Genomic DNA, 19,309 nt, shown 5'->3' with positions numbered 1-19,309 from the left:
CTTCGGGGCGTGCCAGCGCATCCTGACGCACGTCAGCAGGATCGCTCCCCCCCAAAAAAAACCGCGCGGCCCGGAAGTCCGGGAACCGCGCGGTTTGTCGCCGTCTGGCGAGTCGCGAGTGGGTGCGTTAGAACCCAAGCCGCTCGCAGATCGTCCTGGTCGCCGTCGCCGCGTTGAGCGTATAGAAGTGGATACCCGGCACGCCAGCATCGACGAGACGGCGGCACAGGTCCGTCACCACGTCGAGTCCGAACGCGCGAATGGAATCGCGATCGTCGCCAAAGCTTTCCAGGCGCTTCGCGACCCAGCGCGGCACTTCGGCGCCGCACATCTCCGAAAAGCGCATGAGCTGCGAGTAGTTCGTGATCGGCATGATGCCCGGCACGATGGGAATATCCACGCCCAGCTTCTTCGCGTCTTCCACAAAACGGAAATAGGCGTCCGCGTTGAAGAAGTACTGCGTGATCGCCGAATTGGCGCCCGCTTTCACCTTTTGCGCGAACGCTTCGAGGTCATGACGCGGCGAGCGCGCCTGCGGGTGATATTCGGGATACGCGGCCACTTCGATATGGAACGCGTCGCCGGTTTCCTCGCGGATGAAGGCGACGAGCTCCGACGCATAGCGCAGCTCGCCCACCGCGCCCATGCCCGAGGGCAGGTCGCCGCGCAGCGCCACGATATGGCGGATGCCGTGCGAGCGGTACTCGCCGAGAATCGCGCGCAGGCTCTCTTTCGAGGAGCCGATGCACGAGAGGTGCGGCGCCGCCTCGATGCCTGCCTTCGCGATATCGACGACGGTGTCGAGCGTGCCCTGTTGCGTCGAGCCGCCCGCGCCAAACGTCACCGAGAAGAACTTCGGCTTGAGCGTGGCAAGTTCGGCGCGCGTGGCGCGCAGCTTTTCCAGACCGTCCGGCGTCTTCGGCGGGAAAAATTCGAATGAGAGTTCGATCGGTTTCATGTTGATGAGGCCATTGAGGCCGGGCCGCGCATGCGAGCGGCCCGAGCCCGCGTCAGCCGAGGCTGCGGTTGCCGAAAATCAGCGCCGAGAGCAGCCACGACACGATGCTGTACAGGATCGAGCCGAAAAATGCCGACCAGAAGCCCGACACCTCGAAGCCCTTGAGCAGCGATGCCGCCAGCCAGAAGCACAGCGCGTTCACCACGAGGATGAAGAGGCCGAGCGTGAGGATGGTCACGGGCAGCGTGAGCACGATCAGCAGCGGACGCAGCACGGCGTTGATGAGGCCGAGCACGATCGCGACGATGAGCGCGGTGCCGAAACTGCGAATATGGATCGACGGAACGAGCCAGGTGATGATCAGGAGCGCGAGCGCGTTGATCAGCCAGGTCAGCAGCACGGTCATAAGGACTCCTTTTGCGTCGTTGCTTTTGTATCGCCAGGTGCCGGCGGCGGATGCCGCCCGCGGTCCCTGCACGTAGCGCGTGGTTGCGCGTGCAGGGATTGGGGTCAGCATCCGCTTGACCGCTTAAACGCGGCTTAAAACGTCAAGCCGAGTTGTATCGCGATGTATCGCTTTAGTAGCGATAGTGGTTCGGCTTGAACGGACCGTTCTTGTCGACGCCGATGTACGAAGCCTGGTCGTCCGACAGCACGGAGAGGTTCGCGCCGATGCGCGCGAGGTGCAGGCGCGCCACCTTCTCGTCCAGATGCTTCGGCAGCACGTACACCTTGTTCTCGTACTTCTGGCCTTCGACGAACAGTTCGATCTGTGCGAGCGTCTGGTTCGTGAACGAATTCGACATCACGAACGACGGGTGGCCCGTGGCGCAGCCCAGGTTCACGAGGCGGCCTTCGGCCAGCAGGATCACGCGCTTGCCGTCCGGGAAGATGATGTGGTCGACTTGCGGCTTGATGTTGTCCCACTGGTACTGGCGCGTGGAAGCGACGTCGATTTCCGAGTCGAAGTGGCCGATGTTGCAGACGATCGCGTTGTGGCGCATCGCCTTCATGTGGTCGTGGTTGATCACATGGTAGTTGCCCGTGGCCGTCACGAAGATGTCGGCCTTGTCGGCGGCGTATTCCATCGTCACGACGCGGTAGCCTTCCATCGCGGCTTGCAGCGCGCAGATCGGATCGATTTCCGTGACCCACACCGTGGCGCCCAGGCCGCGCAGCGATTGCGCGCAGCCCTTGCCCACGTCGCCGTAACCGGCCACGACTGCGATCTTGCCCGCGATCATCACGTCGGTCGCGCGCTTGATGCCGTCGACGAGCGATTCGCGGCAGCCGTACAGGTTGTCGAACTTCGACTTCGTGACCGAGTCGTTGACGTTGATGGCCGGGAACGGCAGACGGCCTTCCTTCTCCATCTGGTACAGGCGGTGCACGCCCGTCGTGGTTTCTTCGGTCACGCCCTTGATGTGCGCGAGGCGCTTCGAGTACCACGTCGGATCGACGTCGAGGTGCGCGGCGATCGACTTGTACAGCGCGACTTCTTCTTCGTTCGTCGGCTTGGCGATGACCGAGCGGTCCTTTTCAGCCTTCGAGCCGAGGATCAGCAGCAGCGTTGCGTCGCCGCCGTCGTCGAGGATCATATTGGCGAACTCGCCGTTCGGCCATTCGAAAATGCGGTGCGAGAACTCCCAGTATTCGTCGAGCGATTCGCCCTTGAATGCGAACACCGGCGTGCCGCCCGCGGCGATAGCGGCGGCAGCGTGGTCTTGCGTCGAGAAGATGTTGCACGAGGCCCAGCGCACGTCGGCGCCGAGTGCCGTCAGCGTTTCGATCAGCACGCCCGTCTGGATCGTCATGTGCAGCGAACCTGCGATGCGCGCGCCCTTGAGCGGCTGCTGCGCCTTGTATTCTTCGCGGGTTTGCACGAGGCCCGGCATTTCGGTCTCGGCGATGTCGAGTTCCTTGCGGCCCCAGGCTGCGAGCGACATGTCGGCGACGATGAAATCTTTGGCTTGATCTTGCGGAACTGCGGCGTTCATCACGCCCTCCTTTCTAAAAGTGACTAGAAATTAAAGACGTGAGCGCCGTTTCAGTGCGGTGAATTCGCGGCATCGAGCCCTCGAATCAACCGTATTGAGCGCCTTCGAGCCTGGCGGATTACAGAGAATCCGTCGCAACGCTCCTCGAAAGCGAGCCGAGATTGTATCAAATTGGGATGGCGCTCGCGCGTGCGAGCAGCGGGGAATAAAGCGGGCACGAGCGCGCCCGCGAGACTTCAAACCGGCAGGAATCCCAGCGCAGGCGCGAGCAGCACCATCACCACGCCCGCGATCATCATCGTGAGGCTCGCCACCACGCCCTCTTCGCTGCCCAGTTCGCGCGCCTTCGCCGTGCCCACGCCGTGCGCCGCCGCGCCAAAGAGCGCGCCGCGCGCAAGCCGGGTGCGCAGCGGCACGAGGCCGAGCACCAGCTCGCCGAACAGCATGCCGCACACCCCCGTGGCGATCACGAAGAGCGCGGTGAGGTCGCGCGGCGCGTGGATCTTGTCCGAAACGGCGAGCGCGAACGGCGTGGAGATCGAGCGCGTCATCAGGCTGCGCTGCAGATCGGGCGAGAGATGCAGGAGCTTGGCCAGCGCGAGCGAGCCGCCCACCGCCACGACGATGCCGACCGTCACGCCCACGGTGAGCGAGATCCAGTGGCGCTTGAGCAGATCACGGTATTCGTAGATCGGCACCGCGAAGGCCACCGTGGCCGGGCCGAGCAGCCACATGAGCCAGCGCGTATCCTGGAAGTAGACCGGATACGGAATATGGAGCACCAGCACGAACACGCCGAGCACCGCGGGCACCGCGACGAGCGGCGTGAGCCACGGCGAGCGAAAGCGCGCATAGAGCGCCTTCGAGGCGAAATAGAGCGCGACGGTGAGGATGAAGCAGCCGGCGGCGATCAGCCGCGCCGCGTCGTCGGCGAACAGGGATGCATAAAACGTGTTCATGACGGAATCACCCTCTTTCTATTCAGTACGTTGCAGCTTCAAGCTCGCGCAAGGTGGCGCGTATGACGGACCCGACGCAGTTCAAGACGTCGCTCGAGCTTCGCGGCCTGTTCGACTGCAAACGCCACGGCCACCATCACCATCAGCGTGCCGCCGACCACGACGAGCGCGAGGCGCCAGCCGTCGGCGCGAAAGAGGCCGCCGTATTTCACGGCTGCGACGGCGGCCGGAATGAAAAACAGCAGCATGTCGGAGAGCAGCCAGTCGGCGCCCGCCTTCACCCAGCGCGGCGTGACGCCGCCGCAAAAGAGCAGCGCGAGCAGCAGCACGAGGCCGACCACGCCGCCCGGCACCGGCAGGTGCGTGAAGCGCGTGAGGGCGTCGGCGGCATACCAGACGCCGGCGAGCAGCGCCGATTGCACGGTAATGCGGCCGATGCGGCGCCCGAGGCCCGCCACGCCGCCCACGCTGCGCGCGGCGCTTTCGGAGACTTTCGCGGTCGTGATCGGTGTAGTCATGGCAAACCCTAAGTGACACTGGAATGGAAGTCAGTATAGGGTGCGGTGCAGCATAAACATAATGACTTAGAATCATCTGCTACATTCCATATTGGAATGCACCAACTCGGCACTCGGCTGAGCGTGCTTCCTGCACATTTGTGGAGTCCCGATCGTGGAACTGCGCGCACTTCGCTATTTCATCGAGGTGGTGAAGCAACAGAGCTTCACCGCCGCGGCAGAAAAACTGCACGTCACGCAGCCGACCATCAGCAAGATGGTGAAGGCGCTCGAAGACGAAACCGGCACACAGCTCTTGCTGCGCGACGCGCGCCAGATGGTGCTCACCGACGCCGGGCGCATCGTCTACCAGCGCGGCCAGGACGTGCTTGCCGCGCAGGCGCAGTTGCAGGCCGAACTCGCCGATCTCGGCACGCTCGGGCGCGGCGAACTCACCATCGGCATTCCGCCGATGGGCGGCTCGCTCTTCACGCCCGCCATCGCCACGTTCCGCCAGCGCTATCCGAAGATCGAGCTGAAGCTTTTCGAGCAGGGCTCGCGGGCGATCGAAGCCGCATTGATCTCGGGCGAGCTGGAGCTGGGCGGCGTGCTGCTGCCCGTCGATCCCGCGCTCATCGACGTCTTGCCGATCTCGCACGAGTTGCTGTGGCTCGTCGCACGGCGCGGCTCGCGCTGGGACAACAAGCTCGCCGTGCCGCTCGCGGAGCTGGCCGGCGAGCCGTTCGTGTTCTACGGCGAAAGCCTCGCGCTCAACGACGTGGTGCTGAACGCGTGCCGCACGGCCGGCTTCGTGCCGCAGGTGGTGGGGCGCAGCGGCCACTGGGACCTGATGGCCGCGCTCGTGCTCGCGGGCGTGGGCATTGCGCTGCTGCCCGCGCCGTACGTGCGCCGCCTCGACGCCGAGCGCTTCACGTGCCTGCCGGTGAGCGAGCCGCAGATCACCTGGGACATGGCGATCGGCTGGAAGCGCAGCGGCTATCTCTCGCACGCGGCGCGGGCCTGGCTCGACGTGGCGCGCTCGGAGTACGGCAAGCCCTTCACGTTTCTCGATGACTTCGTGCATCCGCCGGGGATGGAGAAGCGGCCAGGGAAGGCTGGCTGAAGCGGCGCGCAATAAAAAAGCCGCCCGGCTCGCGCCGGACGGCTTTTTGCATCCCTGCCGGAATGCGTCGCGCCCTTACTGCTTCGCGACGAACTCGATGCGGCGGTTATGGAAGCGGCCGCTTTCGGTGTCGTTGCTATCCAGCGGATTCGCGTCGCCGTAACCTTGCGCCGTGAGGCGGCTCAGCGACACGCCTTGCGAAGCGAGGTAGGTGCGCACCGCGAGCGCGCGCTGCTTCGAAAGCGCGAGATTCGCCGCCTTGTCGCCCAGGTTGTCCGAATAGCCCGCCACTTCGAGCGCCACCGGCTGGCCGCGCTTCGAGCACGCGATGAGCGCGCGCGCCGACTGGCGCAGATCGTCGGCGGCCGACGCCGGCACGATCGAGCTGCCCGTCTTGAAGTTCACCACCTGCAGGTTGAGCACCTTCGCCACATCGGCGCCCGCGCACGAACTGTCGGTCGCGAACAGGCCCTTCACGGCGTCGCGGAACGACTGCGTTGCATCAGCGACGGCCTTCTGCACGTTGAACACGCCGATGTCGTAGCCCGAGCCGAACAGCGCCTTGAGCTTGTCGAGCCAGCCGGCCTTCGCGTCGGCGGCCGCACCGCTCAGCTCGACGTGCGTGCCGTCGATCTTCACTTCCGCGCCGGGCAGCGCCATGAGCGGGAGCAGGCCGTCGAGGTGCGCGAGCCACTCGGCGGGCTTCGTCGCCGCGTCGACGTTCACGTTGGCCGTGAACTTGCCTGCGCCGAACTGCTTCGTGAGGGCGTCGATGAGTTGCGTCTTCTCGGCTTCGGTGCCCACCGTCGCCGTGATCGTCGGCACACCTGACTTGTCGACGGTGAACGACAGATGCGCGTCCTGGGTCGGCGCCGGAGCGGCATCGCTCGCGGCTGCGGCAACGACGGCGCCGGAAGCGACCGTGGCAGAAGCGGCGGCGGGCGCTGAAGCGCTATCCGCTTGCGATGCCGCATCCGATGCGGCTTCCGCGCCCGGCGCAACCGCGCTGGCCGTCGCAGGCTGCGCGGCCTCCTGCTTCGCCGCTTCGTCGCGCTGGCACGAACGCAGCGCGAAGAACGCGACGATCAGCGCGAGCGCGGCGAGCAGCCACCAGAGCCAGCGATGGTCGCGCTTTTCCGCGGCGATGGGCGGCGTCGACTCAGCCACGGTCTGCGGCGGCATGGCGTGCGGCACCGGGCGCACCACGGGCTGCGGATGATCGAGATGCGCGGAGACATCCTTCAGGCGGCTCATGATCGAGCCCGCGAACGCGGCAGCGCTGCCAAGGCCAAGGGCGCTCGCGAGATGGTCGCTCAGGCTCGCGTTGACCGACGGGAGCTGATGGCCAAGCAGCGTCGGCAGTTGTCCGACGAAGCCCTGGGAAGCCGTGAAGTGCTGCTTGAGAATCCCCATGACGGCCGCGCCAACCACGCCGGCGAGCGAGAAGGCCGTGGACTGCGGCGCACCCGTTTGCGCGGCGACCGCATCGGAGAGCGCACCGACATTCGCGCCGGTCGCCTTCTGGAGCAATTCGCGGCCGGTGGCTTCGAGCTGACCCAAGCCCGCCGTGCTCATGAGCAAATCGGGCAGTTGCTTGCCGATCAGCGGATTGGCGTCGGGCGACATGATGGTGGAAAAGAGGCCTCGCGCGCCTTCGGGCGTGGCGCCGCGATGCATGATCGCGGCCATGATGGCCGGCGCGGCGACGCCGGCGACCTTGCGCGTGAAGTCGGGCGTGAGCCCGTAACGCGTTGCCATCGTCTTGACGACGTTGTCGCTCAGAACGGTTTCCAGCAGTTGAAAGACATTGATGCTCATCGAGGCGGACCCTCCAGTTCGCGGACGCGCCACCTGACACGCCCAAATGCGAGCGCGATTATAGGGAGTGCGAAATCTCGAAAAAGCGGGCAAGCGGCAAACCGCACATTGTTTGACGAAAAGCCCCGAAAACTCGGACTATTCGCGATGTTGTGCGATGTTACGGATGCAACGAGACGACGGTACACGTCTCGTCCGCAAGCCTGCGATGAGCAGGGCAAATCGAGTAGGAGAAAGCGAAGTCGTGCGTCAGACGTCGACGTGCAGAAGCGCTGTATCGCGTGCGCAATGCGTTTGCGCGATGAAGTCGGCCGCACGCTCGCCGATCATCACGCTCGGCGCATTCGTGTTGCCGCCGATGAGCGTCGGCATGATCGAGGCGTCGGCAATGCGCAGCCCCGTCACGCCGCGCACGCGCAATTGCGCGTCGACGACGGAGTGGGCGTCGCCGCCCATGCGGCACGTCGCGACGGGGTGATAGATCGTGTCGGCGTGCTGAGCAATCGTCTCGCGCAACTGCGCGTCGTTCTCGCCGCCATGCGTGTAGAGTTCGCGGCCGCCCAACTGCGCGAGCGCGGGCGCGTCGAGTATGCGACGCGCGAGGCGTGCGCCCTGCATGAGCGCCTCGAGATCGCGCGGATCGGAGAGAAAGCGCGGGTCGATCACGGGCGCCACGCGCGCGTCGGCGCTTGCGAGCGTGACCGTGCCGCGGCTCGCCGGACGCAGCACGCACACGTGCAGCGAATAGCCGTGGCCCCAATGCAGGCGTCGGCTGTGATCGTCGACGAGCGCCGTGCAGAAGTGCAACTGCAGGTCGGGCCGGTCGAGTTCAGGGCGGCTCTTCAGAAAGCCGCCAGCCTCCGCCACATTGGTCGTGAGCATGCCGCGCCGCCCATGCAGATAACGCACGAAGCCCGCCGTCATACGCGCCGCGCCGCGCAGCGAGTAGCCCACGGTGTCGCTCGAATGCACGCGCTTGTTGAAGGTGAAATCGATATGGTCGATCAGGTTGCGTCCGACCTCGGGCGCGTCGTGGCGCACCGCGATGCCGAGCGCGCGCAGTTCGTCGGCGGGGCCGATGCCCGAGCACATGAGCACTTGCGGCGAGTTGAACGCGCCCGCCGCGAGAATCACCTCGGCGCGCGCCTGCAGCGTCTCGATCGCCGCGCCGCGCGCCAGTTCCACGCCGCTTGCGCGCGTGCCGTCGAAGGTCACGCGCAGGACCGTCGCGTTGGGAATCAGATGCAGGTTCGGCCGCTCGCGCCCGTATAGATAGGCGCGCGCCACCGTGCAGCGTTCGCCGCCGCGCTGCGTCACCTGATAGAAGCCGACACCCTCCTGGTCCTCGCCATTGAAGTCGTCGTTCAGGCGAAAGCCCGCCTCGCGCGCGGCCTCGACGAAGCGCGCGGCCACCGGATTGCGCTCGCGCAGATCGGCCACGCCTAGCGGGCCGCCCGCGCCATGCCAGGCGCTCGCGCCGCGCTCATTGTCCTCGGCGCGCAGAAAGTACGGCAGCACGTCGCGCCACGCCCAGCCCGTACAGCCAAGTTGCGCCCATTCGTCGTAGTCGAGCGGATGGCCGCGCGTGTAGATCATCGCGTTGATATTGCTCGAGCCGCCGAAGCCGCGGCCGCGTGGCTGATAACCGCGCCGGCCGGCGAGTCCCGGCTGCGGCACGGTCTCAAAGGCGTAGTTGTTTTTCGTGCGAAACGGGACGAGCGCGGCGACGCCGAGCGGCATGTTGACGAATGGATTGCGCGCCGTGTGCGGCCCGGCTTCGACGAGCGCGATGCTCGCCTGCGGGCAACGGTCGGCCAGCCGGCCCGCCAGCGACGCGCCGCCCGAGCCCCCGCCTACGATGATGTAATCGTATTGCATCGTCTCCGATCTCCCTGCCCCTTGCGAGGCACTGGCGCGCTATTTGCACGCTCGTTCGTTTTCGGCTTCAATGGCGCATTGTAGGAAGCGTCTGATTCCGAGGTCAGCTTTTATGTCAGAGCATCCCCTCTAAACCTGACGGCGGATCGCCGCCTATGATGGAAGGCGGTTCAGCCGCCAGAGCTGAAACCCGAAAGATTCCAGCAAGCGGCAAAGGCAACACAGGGAGCGCTGGAGCGCACAAGAATCACTCACCTCACGGACGCTTCATGGGAAGCGGCCGCTGCGCACGCCTCCCCGTCACGACAACGAAGACAACACGAACGGCCGGGCCACGAATGGCCGCGCGTGGAGCAGGCCGCGCCCGCAGCAGCAGGCTTGCATCGGACGCCTTGCATCGGAGACAAGCAGATGAACACGACGGAAGTCACGCATCGCCCCGGCACGACCCACGAAGTCACGAACCAGGCGCCGCCGCTCGAAGGCTACAACCTCTTCACCACCGACGCCGCGCTCGGCGAGGCCCTCGCGCGGGCAGGCGCAGACTGGCACCGCGAAACGCTCACGCGCCACGGCGAGACGCTCGGCAAAGCCGAAACGCTCGCGCTCGCCGACCTCGCCAACCGCCACGAGCCCGAACTGCACACGCACAGCCCGCGTGGCGAGCGTATCGACGCGATCGAATTCCACCCCGCCTGGGACGAGCTGCTCGCACTGCTACGCGAGCAAGGGCTGCACGCGTTGCCGTACTCGGACCCGCGTCCGGGCGCGATGGCCGCGCGCTGCGCGGGCTACTTCCTGCACGCGCAAGTCGAATCGGGGTCGTTGTGCCCGCTCACCATGACGTTTGCGAGCATTGCCGTGCTGCAGCGCGAACCGGCGCTGTTCGAAACGCTGCGCGCGCCGCTCTACACGCGCGAGCACGACGCGCGCGACCTGCCGATCGCGCAAAAGCGCTCGATGATGATCGGGATGGGCATGACGGAAAAGCAAGGCGGCTCGGACGTGCGCAGCAACCGCACCGAGGCGCGCCCAGCGGGCATCGAAACGGGACGCGGCGCGGCGTATCTGCTTACCGGGCACAAGTGGTTTTTCTCGGCGCCGCAGTGCGACGCGCATCTCGTGCTCGCGCGCACCACGGAGCACGACGGACTCTCCTGCTTCTTCGTCCCGCGCTACCGGCCGGACGGCTCCAAAAACGCGGTCAACGTGCAGCGCCTGAAGAACAAGCTCGGCAACCGCTCGAACGCGAGCAGCGAAGTCGAATTCTTCGACGCGTACGGCGTCATGATCGGCGACGAAGGCCGGGGCGTGCCGACCATCATCGAGATGGCGAACTACACGCGGCTCGACTGCGTGATCGGCAGCGCGGCGCTCATGCGCGCCGCGCTCGTGCAGGCGATTCACCACGCGCGCCACCGCAGCGCGTTCGGCCGCGTGCTCGCGGAGCAGCCGCTCATGCAGAACGTGCTGGCCGATCTCGCGCTCGAATCGGAAGCGGCGACGGCGCTCTTCATGCGCCTTGCGCGCGCGTTCGAGGACAGCGCCGACGCAAAACCCGGCGATACGGACGAAAAATTGCTTGAAGCGCGCGCGTGGCGGCGCATCGTCACGCCGGCGGCGAAGTTCTGGGTCTGCAAGCGCGCGCTCGCGTTCACGGGCGAGGCGATGGAGGTGTGGGGCGGCAACGGCTACGTCGAGGAAGGGCCGATGGCGCGCTTCTACCGCGAAGCGCCCGTCAACTCGATCTGGGAAGGCTCGGGCAACGTGATGTGCCTCGACGTGCTGCGCGCGCTCGAGCGCGAGGCCGACGCCGCCCAGGCGCTCTTTCTCTCATGGCGGCGCGATGCGCAGACTCACCCCGTGCTCAACGCCGCGCTCGACCGCCTCTCGGTGCTGCTCAACGGCGCACCGGGCACGCGCGAGGCGAGCGCGCGGCGCATCGCGCAGCAAATCGTGCTGATCGCGCAGGCCATGCTATTGCAAGAGGGGTCAACTGAAGGCCCGCCGGAAATAGCCGAAGCGTTCATCGCCACGCGTCTCGACGAACACGACGCCGACTGCGACCGCGTATTCGGCACGCTGCCCGCGCGCTTCGATCACGCCGCGATCGTCGAGCGGGCGTTTGCGTCGCACTGAGTGCGACCCGATTGTATGAACCGATTTTCCCGTTCGCCCGCGCGCCGTAACGCCAGCGAACCCCATGAGGACCGACCATGAAGCAGGACCTGCCTGAAGACTTCGCCCGCAATGCACACGATGCGCCAGAAGACCCGCGCGCCAAGCTAGATGCCCTGCTCGCCGTGCAACGCGAAGCCTTTCTGCGCGACCCATTCCCGTCCTGGGACGCACGCGCACGCAATCTCAAGGCACTGCGCAACGTGCTGTTCTCGAACCGCGACGCGCTCGCCGAGGCAATGAACGCCGACTTCGGCCAGCGCTCGAAGGCGGAGGTCGCGCTCGCGGAATTCGTCGTCCTCAAGCAGGAGATCGACGCGGCGCTCAAACACGGCGCGCGCTGGATGAAGCCGCGCCGCCGACCGGTGGGCAAATGGCTGTTGCCGGGCCGCGCGAAGGTGGTGCCGCAGCCGCTTGGCGTGACGGGCATCGTCGTGCCGTGGAACTACCCGCTGCTGCTCGCCGCAAGCCCGCTCGTCTGCGCGCTCGCGGCGGGCAACCGCGCCATGATCAAGATGTCGGAGCTCACGCCGCGCACGTCGGCGCTCTTCGAGGCGCTGATCGGCAAGACTTTCGCGCGCGACCACGTGGCGGTCGTCAACGGCGACGCGTCGGTTGGCGCCGCCTTCAGCGCGCTGCCGTTCGACCATCTGCTCTTCACGGGCTCGACGCGCGTGGGGCACGAGATCATGCGCGCGGCGGCCGCGAACCTCACGCCGGTCACGCTCGAACTGGGCGGCAAGTCGCCGGTGATCATCGGCGAAGCGGCGCGGCTGAACTACGCCGTCGACAGCCTGCTGCTCGGCAAGACGCTGAACGCGGGGCAAACCTGCATCGCGCCCGACTACGTGCTGCTGCCGCGCGGCCAGGAGGAGGCGTTCATCGCTCGCGCGCGCACGCGCTTCGCGCAGCTCTACCCGGACTTCGCGAATAACCGCGACTACACGTCGATCATCTCGGCGCGCCACTTCGAGCGCCTGCAACGCCTCGCCGACGAAGCGCAGGCGAGCGGCGCGCAGCTGCACCCGCTCGGCACGCACGACGCCGGCACGCGGCGCTTCGCACCCGTCATCGTGACGAACGCCGGTGGGCATACGGCGCTCATGCACGAGGAAATCTTCGGCCCGCTCTTGCCGCTCGTGCCCTACGACACGCTCGACGAAGCGTTGCGCTACGTGAACGCGCGCCCTCGCCCGCTCTCGCTCTACCTCTACGCCGACGACCCGCGCACGGTCGAGCGCGTGACGCGCGAAACGGTGGCGGGCGGGATGTCGGTGAACGAGACGCTCATGCACATCGCCGCCGAGGGACTGCCGTTTGGGGGCGTCGGCGCAAGCGGCATGGGCGCGTATCACGGCTATGAAGGCTTCGTCACGTTCTCGAAGATGAAGCCCGTCTTCACCCAGGCGCGCCTGAACGCGCGCGGGCTCATCGCGCCGCCCTACGGCAAGCGCTTCGCCTTGCTGATCAAGTTGATGTTGAAGGGTTGAACGGCAGCGCGGGGCGGGCGCCGCTTATCCTGCGAACGTCGCTGATGTCGCGCGGGGCACTGCCGGCTGCGCCGGTCGCCTGGCCGCTCTGCGCCTGCGCGGCCTCTTTGGCTTTCGCGTCGTTTTCGGCTTCGAGGCGGTGCAGCCACGCAAGCAGTTCGGCCACCGCCTGATAGAGCTGCGGCGGGATCTTTGCGTCGAGGTCCACGCGCATGAGCAGCGAGACCATCTCCGGCGCTTCGTGCACGTAGAGGCCCGCTTCCTTCGCGCGCTGCACGATCATCTCCGCGACGAGGCCGTAGCCCTTCGCGACCACGCGCGGCGCGCCGTCGCCTTCGGGGGCGTCGTAGGCGAGCGCGGCGGCGCTCCTGCGGTGCGTGCGGCTCATCACAACTCCCAGTCTTGGTTCCGGTGATCGTTGGCGTCGGCGCCCGGCTGCGTGGCGGCGGCATCCGCCTCGGCGCCAGCCTGTGCGGCTTGAGCGGCGGATGCGGCGGATGTGGTTTGCGCGGCGTAGGCGCTCGCGGCGCTTGCGGCTCTTGCGGCCTCGGCCGGGCTTGCCGCCGCGCCGCTGCCGATCTCGCGGATCGAAAGCCCCGCGAGCGTGAGCCCGAGCGCTTCGAGCCGCCCGCGCAGCGACTCGCTTTGCGCGGTGAGGCGAGCCGCGCCGCCCGCGCTCGCCTGCACGCGCACGGCAAGCGTCGAGCCCGTGAGCGTGAGTTCCGCGTCGACGGTGCCGAGCCTCGGCAGCGCAAGCGTCAAGCGCGTGCGCCAGGGAATGTCGTCGGCGTCCACAGCGGCTGCGCCCGAGTGCGGGTCGCGGGCATCGTAATCGTCTTGCTGGATGCTCCAGTCCACCCGCACGCCCGGCCAGGCCTCGCCGTTCCAGCGAAACTCGCCGGTCGCGAGCAGATCGAGCTGCTGGCGCACGAGCGGAATCACCGCAGGATGAACCGACGGGCCGGCGGCCTGTGCGGCGGCCTCGTGCATGGCGGGCAGCAGGGTGTCGCCGAGCGCCGTGCGCACGTGGGCCTGGGCCGTGGCCGCTTCGCCGTGCAGGTCCGCCAGCGCCGGGAACGCCCGCGCCAGCGCGGCATTGACCGCGTTCGCGGCGTTCGTTGCATTGCCCGCCTCACCGCGCGCGCCGCCCGGCGAGGCGGAGAACGTTTCGGTCCACTGCACGTCGTCGATGTCGTCTGCGTCGAGGCTCCAGTCGAGCGGCAGTTGGGCGTGGGCGCCGAGCAGGCGGTTCTGCGGCTCGTCGGCGAGTTCGGCGGGCGAGAGCTGGCCGCGCAGCCATTGCGCGAGGTGAGCTTCGTAGAAGAGTCCGCTCGTGCTCACCGTCTGCGCGAGCGACGCGGCGAGCGCAGCGACCGGGCCGGCCTGTGCGGCGGCGGAAGTCTGTGCGGTTTGTGCGGTTAGAGTCGCTTGCCCGGCTTGCGGGTCTTGCGATGACGCTGTTTGCGCGCTCGCGCTGGCGCCGGTTCCGGCGTCGGCCGCTGCGGCCAGCGCCTCGCCTGCAAGACCCTGGGCTGCGAGCGCCACGTCCGCGAGCAACGCGGCTTGCGCGGCCTGTGGCTGCTCGCCGGCGAGTCCCGGCAGCGGCAAGGTGCTCGCGCCGCCGGGCGCCGCGTCGGCCGCGGGATTGGCCCAGAGCGGCGCGCGGCCCACCACGGCGGGCGTCGCTTCGCCGCCCGAGCGGATGATGGCGTCGAGCGCCAGCGCAACCGCCGAAAGCACGGTCTGCGTGGAGTCCTGCGTCGTGGTGGTGTTGGCAGCGGTGTCGGCGAGGGCGGCCGTGCCCGTCGCGAGCGCGGAAACGCTCGTCTGCGCTGCGCCCGAGGCGCCCTGCGGGCCGACCGGCGTGAGCGCCGCGATGCGGCTCGCGAGGAGCGCGGCGGCTCCGGTGTCGATTCCGTTCATGGTGTTCCGGATCTGCGCATAGCGCCGACCTGCCGGTTCATGGGGCGCTGCGCGCCGTTGCCACGCGAGACGCCACGCGCCGCGCTAGCGGGCTCCGTAGATTTCCTGCAAGACCCGCGCGGGCTGCACGGTGCCGTAAAAGAGCGCCGAAAGCCGCGCCATGCAAGGGCTTGCGAGATCCCGAATGGCGGCGTCGTCGGCGAGGATCTGGCGGATCAGCTCGTATTTGCGCGTGCGTTCGGCAACCGTGAGCCGTATGACGCCTTCGACGTCCTTCAAGGCATCGACGAGGATCCGGTACTCCTCTTGCAAGCCGATCAGATCGTTCCAGTGCGAATCGCGCGCCGCATGGAGCATCTGCCCCGACACGGCCGCTATCGCTTCGTAGCGGGCGAAGTAGTCTGCTTTTGAACTCATCTCGTCAACGAGCCGGGGCCTGACGCGGATGACTGTTCGGCCATCCTCGCCACTTCCGGCGCTATCCCCAACCAGGCTTCTTCGAGCGTAGCCAGCAGTCCATCGACCTCGACCAGCATGGTCTCGCTCTGTTTAATATTGGCTTCCAGCAGGCGCTGCGTCATGTAGCTGTACAGCGTGTTGAGGCGTTGAGCGATCTCGCCGCCCGCCTCCACATTCAACGCGAGCTGAAGTCCGCTCTCAACAATCCGGATCGCCTTGGCGATCGCCTCGCAACGCGGGCCGACGTTGCCGACCTGCATATGCATACGTGCCTGCGCGATGGCTTGGCGTGCCCCCTGGTACAGGAGCACGATCAGCTTGTGCGGGCTCGCACCCATGACCCCTGTTTCGACGCCCACGCGTGCATAGGCGTTAGCTCCAGATTGGGCAGGGGAAAACATCGGCGCTTCTCCTTGATACGTTTGGCTTGAATGCGGTCGTCCGGCGCGCGGCGCGAGGCGCAGGCGACGGACTCTTCTAGCCGTGTTATCGGAACGTAGGGGAGGAAGCTTTAGCGCGCTGACGAAGCCAAGGCTCTCAGACCTGAATCTGCATGATGTCGGTGTAGGCGGCCACCAGCTTGTTGCGCACCTGCAATCCGAACTGGAAGCCGATGTTGGCTTTCTGCATGTCGACCATCACGTCGTTGAGCGACACGTTGTTCGCGCCCAGCTCGAACGCCTGCGACTCGCCAACGGCCTTTTGCTGGGCGTCGCTGATCTGGTCGAGCGACGACTTGAGCGCCGCCGCGAACCCGCCGGCCGTGGCCGCGCCCGATTTTTCGTCGGCTGCGGTGGGGCCCCCGGCCGCCTGTGTCGCCATGGACTGCATTTGGGCCAAGGCGGACGTGAGCGGGGATACTGGCACGGTCATGTTTGCTCCACGAAAAGGGGACATGCGGGGTGTTCCGGGGACGCGCCCCAGGACCGGAATTTCAGCGATTCCGCGGCAATCCCGCGGGCCCGGCCGGCACGGCGTTTTGACAGGACGCCGAATCTGGGGGAGAGCATAGCAGCGGGTCCGATTCGGCAGCCCCGAAACTAGGGGGAAAACCCGGCTCTATTCGCGCAATCGGCTTGCCAGCGGCCCCGGATAATGCGTCTCGTGAAAGTCTCCGCCATGCAAGGCGAGACCTGGAAGCCTCCGGAGATACCCGTCGCATGGATTCGACTGCCAATTCTTTGATCAACCCTGACGCCCGCATGGGCCTCGCCACCCCAGGCGCGGGCGCCGCGCCCGGCGCCGGCGCGGGCGCAGGCCTGGGCGGCGCGGAAGACCTCGGCGGCGGCTTTGCGCAACGCCTCGGCTCGCTCTCGTCGCTGCGCAACGTGCGCGGCAACCCGCGCGCGCCGCTCATTTTTGCCGTGGCGGTGCTCGTGGCCGTAGTCGCCGGTCTCGTGCTGTGGTCGCGCGCGCCCGACTACAAGGTGCTGTACAGCAACCTGTCGGACCGCGACGGCGGTGCCATTATTACTGCGCTTCAGGCCGCAAACGTTCCCTACAAGTTCTCGGACGCCGGCGGCGCCATTCTCGTGCCGGCCGAGCAGGTCAACGAAATGCGCCTGCGCCTCGCCTCCCAGGGCCTGCCCAAGAACGGTTCGGTCGGCTTCGAGCTGATGGACAACCAGAAGTTCGGCATCAGCCAGTTCGCCGAGCAGGTGAACTACCAGCGCGCGCTCGAAGGCGAGCTCGAGCAAACGATTCAGTCGATCGCGAGCGTGAAGTCGGCACGCGTGCATCTGGCCATTCCGAAGCCTTCGGTGTTCGTGCGCGAGCGCGAAGCGCCCTCCGCCTCGGTGCTCGTGAATCTGTATCCGGGCCGCATTCTCGACGACGGCCAGGTCGCCGCGATCACGCACATGGTGGCTTCGGCCGTGCCGGACCTGCCGGTGCGCAACGTGACGGTGGTCGACCAGGACGGCAACCTCCTCACCCAGAGCGCCACGGGCGTGGGCCTCGACGCCTCGCAGCTCAAGTACGTGCGCCAGGTCGAGCACGACACCCAGTCGCGCATCGACGCGATCCTCGCCCCGCTCTTCGGCGCCGGCAACGCGCGCTCGCAGGTGAGCGCCGACCTCGACTTCTCGAAGCTCGAGCAGACCTCCGAAGCCTACGGTCCGAACGGCAACCCGCAGGCCGCCGCGATCCGCAGCCAGCAGCAGAACGTCTCCACGGAGATGCAGCAAAGCGGCGCGGGCGGCGTGCCCGGCGCGCTCACGAACCAGCCGCCGCAGCCGGCCTCGGCGCCCATCAGCGCGCCGGCGGGTGCGAACGGCGCGTCGGCACCGGTGCCGGTCTCCGATCATCACGACACCACCACGAACTACGAGCTCGACAAGACCGTGCGCCACTATCAACAGGCGCCCGGCGACGTGAAGCGCCTGTCGGTGGCCGTGATCGTGAACTATCAGCAGAAGGTCGACGCCAAGGGCCACGCCACCATGCAGCCGCTCGACGCGCAGAAGCTCGCGCAGGTCGAACAGCTCGTGAAGGACGCCATGGGCTACGACGCCAAGCGCGGCGACTCGGTGAACGTGGTGAACGCCGCGTTCCAGACCGAAGTCGACCCGAACGCGAACCTGCCGTGGTGGCGTCAACCCGACATCCTCGCCCTTGCCAAGCAGATTGCGACGTGGCTCGGCATTGGCGCAGTGGCTCTGTTCCTCTATTTCGTGATGGTGAAGCCGGCGCTGCGCCGCGCGTTCCCGCCGCCCGAGCCGGTTGCGCCCTCGCTGCCCGGCATGGCCGATGGCGAGCCGCTGATGCTCGACGGCATCCCCGAAGCGGTGCGCATCCCCGGCACGGGAGGCGCAGTCGAAGAAGGCGCGGACAGCGAAGCCGCCCTGCTCGCCTTCGAAAGCGAGAAGAACAAGTTCGAACGCAACCTGGAATACGCGCGCAACATCGCGCGCCAGGATCCGAAGATCGTCGCAACCGTCGTGAAAAGCTGGGTGAACGATGAACGCTGAAGGCGCAACCAAGAGCGCGCTGCTGCTCATGTCGATCGGCGAACAGGAGGCCTCCGAGGTCTTCAAGTTCCTCGGTCCGCGCGAAGTGCAGAAAATCGGCACCGCCATGGCGGCGCTCAAGAACGTCAAGCGCGAAGAGATCGAAGTCGTGCTGCAGGACTTCGTCAAGGAAGCCGAGCAGCACACCGCCTTCTCGCTCGACTCGAACGACTACATCCGCAGCGTGCTCAACAAGGCGCTCGGAGAAGACAAGGCCGGCGCGATCATCGACCGCATTCTGCAAGGCGGCGACACGAGCGGTATCGAAGGCCTCAAGTGGATGGATTCGGGGTCGGTGGCCGAGCTCATCAAGAACGAGCACCCGCAGATCATCGCGACGATTCTCGTGCACCTCGACCGCGACCAGGCCTCGGAAATCGCCTCGTGCTTCACCGAGCGCCTGCGCAACGACGTGCTGCTGCGTATCGCGACGCTCGACGGCATCCAGCCGCAGGCGCTGCGAGAGCTCGACGACGTGCTCACGAACCTCCTTTCGGGCAGCGACAACCTCAAGCGCAGCCCGATGGGCGGCGTGCGCACGGCGGCCGAAATCCTCAACTTCATGGCGAGCCAGCACGAAGAAGGCGTCATCGAGAACGTGCGCGCCTACGACGCGGAACTCGCGCAGAAGATCATCGACCAGATGTTCGTGTTCGAGAACCTGCTCGACCTCGAAGACCGCGCGATCCAGCTGCTGCTCAAGGAAGTCGAGTCGGAATCGCTCATCATTTCGCTCAAGGGTGCGCCGCCCGCGCTGCGCACCAAGTTCCTCTCGAACATGTCGCAGCGCGCGGCCGAACTGCTCGCCGAAGACCTCGACGCGCGCGGTCCGGTGCGCGTGTCGGAAGTCGAGGCGCAGCAGCGCCGCATCCTGCAGATCGTGCGCAACCTCGCCGAGAGCGGCCAGATCGTTCTAGGCGGCAAGGCAGAAGACGCTTATGTCTGATAGCACCTCCGCGAACCGCCATCGCTCAGCGTATCAGCGCTGGGAGATGGCCTCGTTCGACCCGCCGCCTCCCCC

At 66.9% G+C, this 19,309-nt stretch carries 17 protein-coding genes, 1 pseudogene and 1 riboswitch; of the genes and pseudogenes, 6 read left to right on the top strand and 12 right to left on the bottom strand.

The genetic code is table 11. The annotated features are described in order from the left end of the window. Positions 1 to 127: 127 nt before the first annotated feature. The 5 genes from metF to VSR72_RS37725 all read right to left on the bottom strand — a co-directional run bounded on the left by metF (position 128) and on the right by VSR72_RS37725 (position 4,432). Positions 128 to 958, bottom strand: a complete 831-nt coding sequence (metF, locus tag VSR72_RS37745) for a methylenetetrahydrofolate reductase [NAD(P)H] (RefSeq protein ID WP_342957316.1) — start codon at positions 956 to 958, stop codon at positions 128 to 130. Between the two features lie 52 nt (positions 959 to 1,010). After that, the gene (locus VSR72_RS37740; RefSeq protein ID WP_028203399.1) at positions 1,011 to 1,364 is read right to left on the bottom strand and encodes a phage holin family protein; all 354 of its coding nucleotides are present in this window, start codon (positions 1,362 to 1,364) and stop codon (positions 1,011 to 1,013) included. A gap of 172 nt (positions 1,365 to 1,536) precedes the next feature. After that, the gene (ahcY, locus tag VSR72_RS37735) at positions 1,537 to 2,955 is read right to left on the bottom strand and encodes an adenosylhomocysteinase (RefSeq protein ID WP_342957315.1); all 1,419 of its coding nucleotides are present in this window, start codon (positions 2,953 to 2,955) and stop codon (positions 1,537 to 1,539) included. Positions 2,956 to 2,988: 33 nt separating this feature from the next. After that, positions 2,989 to 3,107, bottom strand: a riboswitch (S-adenosyl-L-homocysteine riboswitch). A gap of 84 nt (positions 3,108 to 3,191) precedes the next feature. Continuing rightward, the gene (locus VSR72_RS37730; RefSeq protein WP_158758851.1) at positions 3,192 to 3,914 is read right to left on the bottom strand and encodes an LrgB family protein; all 723 of its coding nucleotides are present in this window, start codon (positions 3,912 to 3,914) and stop codon (positions 3,192 to 3,194) included. A gap of 38 nt (positions 3,915 to 3,952) precedes the next feature. Then, positions 3,953 to 4,432: a CidA/LrgA family protein gene (locus tag VSR72_RS37725; RefSeq protein WP_342957314.1), complete on the bottom strand. Its 480-nt coding sequence runs from the start codon at positions 4,430 to 4,432 to the stop codon at positions 3,953 to 3,955. Between the two features lie 154 nt (positions 4,433 to 4,586). Here VSR72_RS37725 and VSR72_RS37720 point away from each other — a divergent pair, with 154 nt between their 5' ends. Continuing rightward, a complete protein-coding gene (locus tag VSR72_RS37720) occupies positions 4,587 to 5,534 on the top strand; it encodes a LysR substrate-binding domain-containing protein (protein ID WP_342957313.1) in 948 nt (315 codons plus the stop codon). Between the two features lie 75 nt (positions 5,535 to 5,609). Here the strand turns inward: VSR72_RS37720 and VSR72_RS37715 are convergent, their stop codons facing one another. Both VSR72_RS37715 and VSR72_RS37710 read right to left on the bottom strand, forming a co-directional pair. Next, positions 5,610 to 7,352, bottom strand: coding sequence for an OmpA family protein (locus VSR72_RS37715; protein WP_342957312.1), 1,743 nt, complete (start codon positions 7,350 to 7,352; stop codon positions 5,610 to 5,612). A 249-nt stretch (positions 7,353 to 7,601) separates the two neighbouring features. After that, on the bottom strand, positions 7,602 to 9,230 hold the full coding sequence (locus VSR72_RS37710; protein ID WP_342957311.1) for a GMC family oxidoreductase N-terminal domain-containing protein: 1,629 nt from the start codon (positions 9,228 to 9,230) through the stop codon (positions 7,602 to 7,604). A 411-nt stretch (positions 9,231 to 9,641) separates the two neighbouring features. Between VSR72_RS37710 and VSR72_RS37705 the strand changes: the two genes are divergently transcribed. Further along, entirely contained in the window at positions 9,642 to 11,369 is a 1,728-nt protein-coding gene (locus VSR72_RS37705) for an isovaleryl-CoA dehydrogenase (protein WP_342957310.1), read from the top strand. A 77-nt stretch (positions 11,370 to 11,446) separates the two neighbouring features. Beyond that, entirely contained in the window at positions 11,447 to 12,898 is a 1,452-nt protein-coding gene (locus VSR72_RS37700) for a coniferyl aldehyde dehydrogenase (protein ID WP_342957309.1), read from the top strand. Here the strand turns inward: VSR72_RS37700 and VSR72_RS37695 are convergent. From VSR72_RS37695 to fliE, 5 genes are all read right to left on the bottom strand, one after another. Beyond that, the gene (locus VSR72_RS37695) at positions 12,876 to 13,286 is read right to left on the bottom strand and encodes an EscU/YscU/HrcU family type III secretion system export apparatus switch protein (protein WP_342957308.1); all 411 of its coding nucleotides are present in this window, start codon (positions 13,284 to 13,286) and stop codon (positions 12,876 to 12,878) included. The genes VSR72_RS37700 and VSR72_RS37695 overlap by 23 nt on opposite strands. After that, on the bottom strand, positions 13,286 to 14,821 hold the full coding sequence (locus VSR72_RS37690; RefSeq protein WP_342957307.1) for a flagellar hook-length control protein FliK: 1,536 nt from the start codon (positions 14,819 to 14,821) through the stop codon (positions 13,286 to 13,288). Before VSR72_RS37690 ends, VSR72_RS37695 begins: the two co-directional genes overlap by 1 nt. 84 nt (positions 14,822 to 14,905) lie before the next feature. Further along, positions 14,906 to 15,238: a flagellar protein FliT gene (locus tag VSR72_RS37685; protein WP_342957306.1), complete on the bottom strand. Its 333-nt coding sequence runs from the start codon at positions 15,236 to 15,238 to the stop codon at positions 14,906 to 14,908. Beyond that, complete coding sequence (fliS, locus tag VSR72_RS37680; protein WP_342957305.1) at positions 15,235 to 15,681, bottom strand: flagellar export chaperone FliS; 447 nt, start codon at positions 15,679 to 15,681, stop codon at positions 15,235 to 15,237. Before fliS ends, VSR72_RS37685 begins: the two co-directional genes overlap by 4 nt. Positions 15,682 to 15,817: 136 nt before the next feature. Continuing rightward, on the bottom strand, positions 15,818 to 16,153 hold the full coding sequence (gene fliE, locus VSR72_RS37675) for a flagellar hook-basal body complex protein FliE (protein WP_069264308.1): 336 nt from the start codon (positions 16,151 to 16,153) through the stop codon (positions 15,818 to 15,820). Between the two features lie 287 nt (positions 16,154 to 16,440). On the opposite strand from fliE, the gene fliF reads away from it, so the two are divergent. The 3 genes and pseudogenes from fliF to VSR72_RS37660 all read left to right on the top strand — a co-directional run. Then, positions 16,441 to 18,249 (top strand): flagellar basal-body MS-ring/collar protein FliF, encoded by a 1,809-nt coding sequence (gene fliF / locus VSR72_RS37670; RefSeq protein ID WP_342957304.1) that lies wholly within the window; start codon positions 16,441 to 16,443, stop codon positions 18,247 to 18,249. Then, on the top strand, positions 18,239 to 19,234 hold the full coding sequence (fliG, locus tag VSR72_RS37665) for a flagellar motor switch protein FliG (RefSeq protein ID WP_342957303.1): 996 nt from the start codon (positions 18,239 to 18,241) through the stop codon (positions 19,232 to 19,234). Before fliF ends, fliG begins: the two co-directional genes overlap by 11 nt. Next, positions 19,227 to 19,309 (top strand): annotated as a pseudogene (locus VSR72_RS37660) (flagellar assembly protein FliH); the annotation flags it as partial. The gene fliG and the pseudogene VSR72_RS37660, both read left to right, overlap by 8 nt.

Source organism: Paraburkholderia sp. JHI869 (assembly GCF_038900775.1).
Classification (GTDB): domain Bacteria; phylum Pseudomonadota; class Gammaproteobacteria; order Burkholderiales; family Burkholderiaceae; genus Paraburkholderia.
This window is presented reverse-complemented; position numbering and strand designations above follow the sequence as displayed.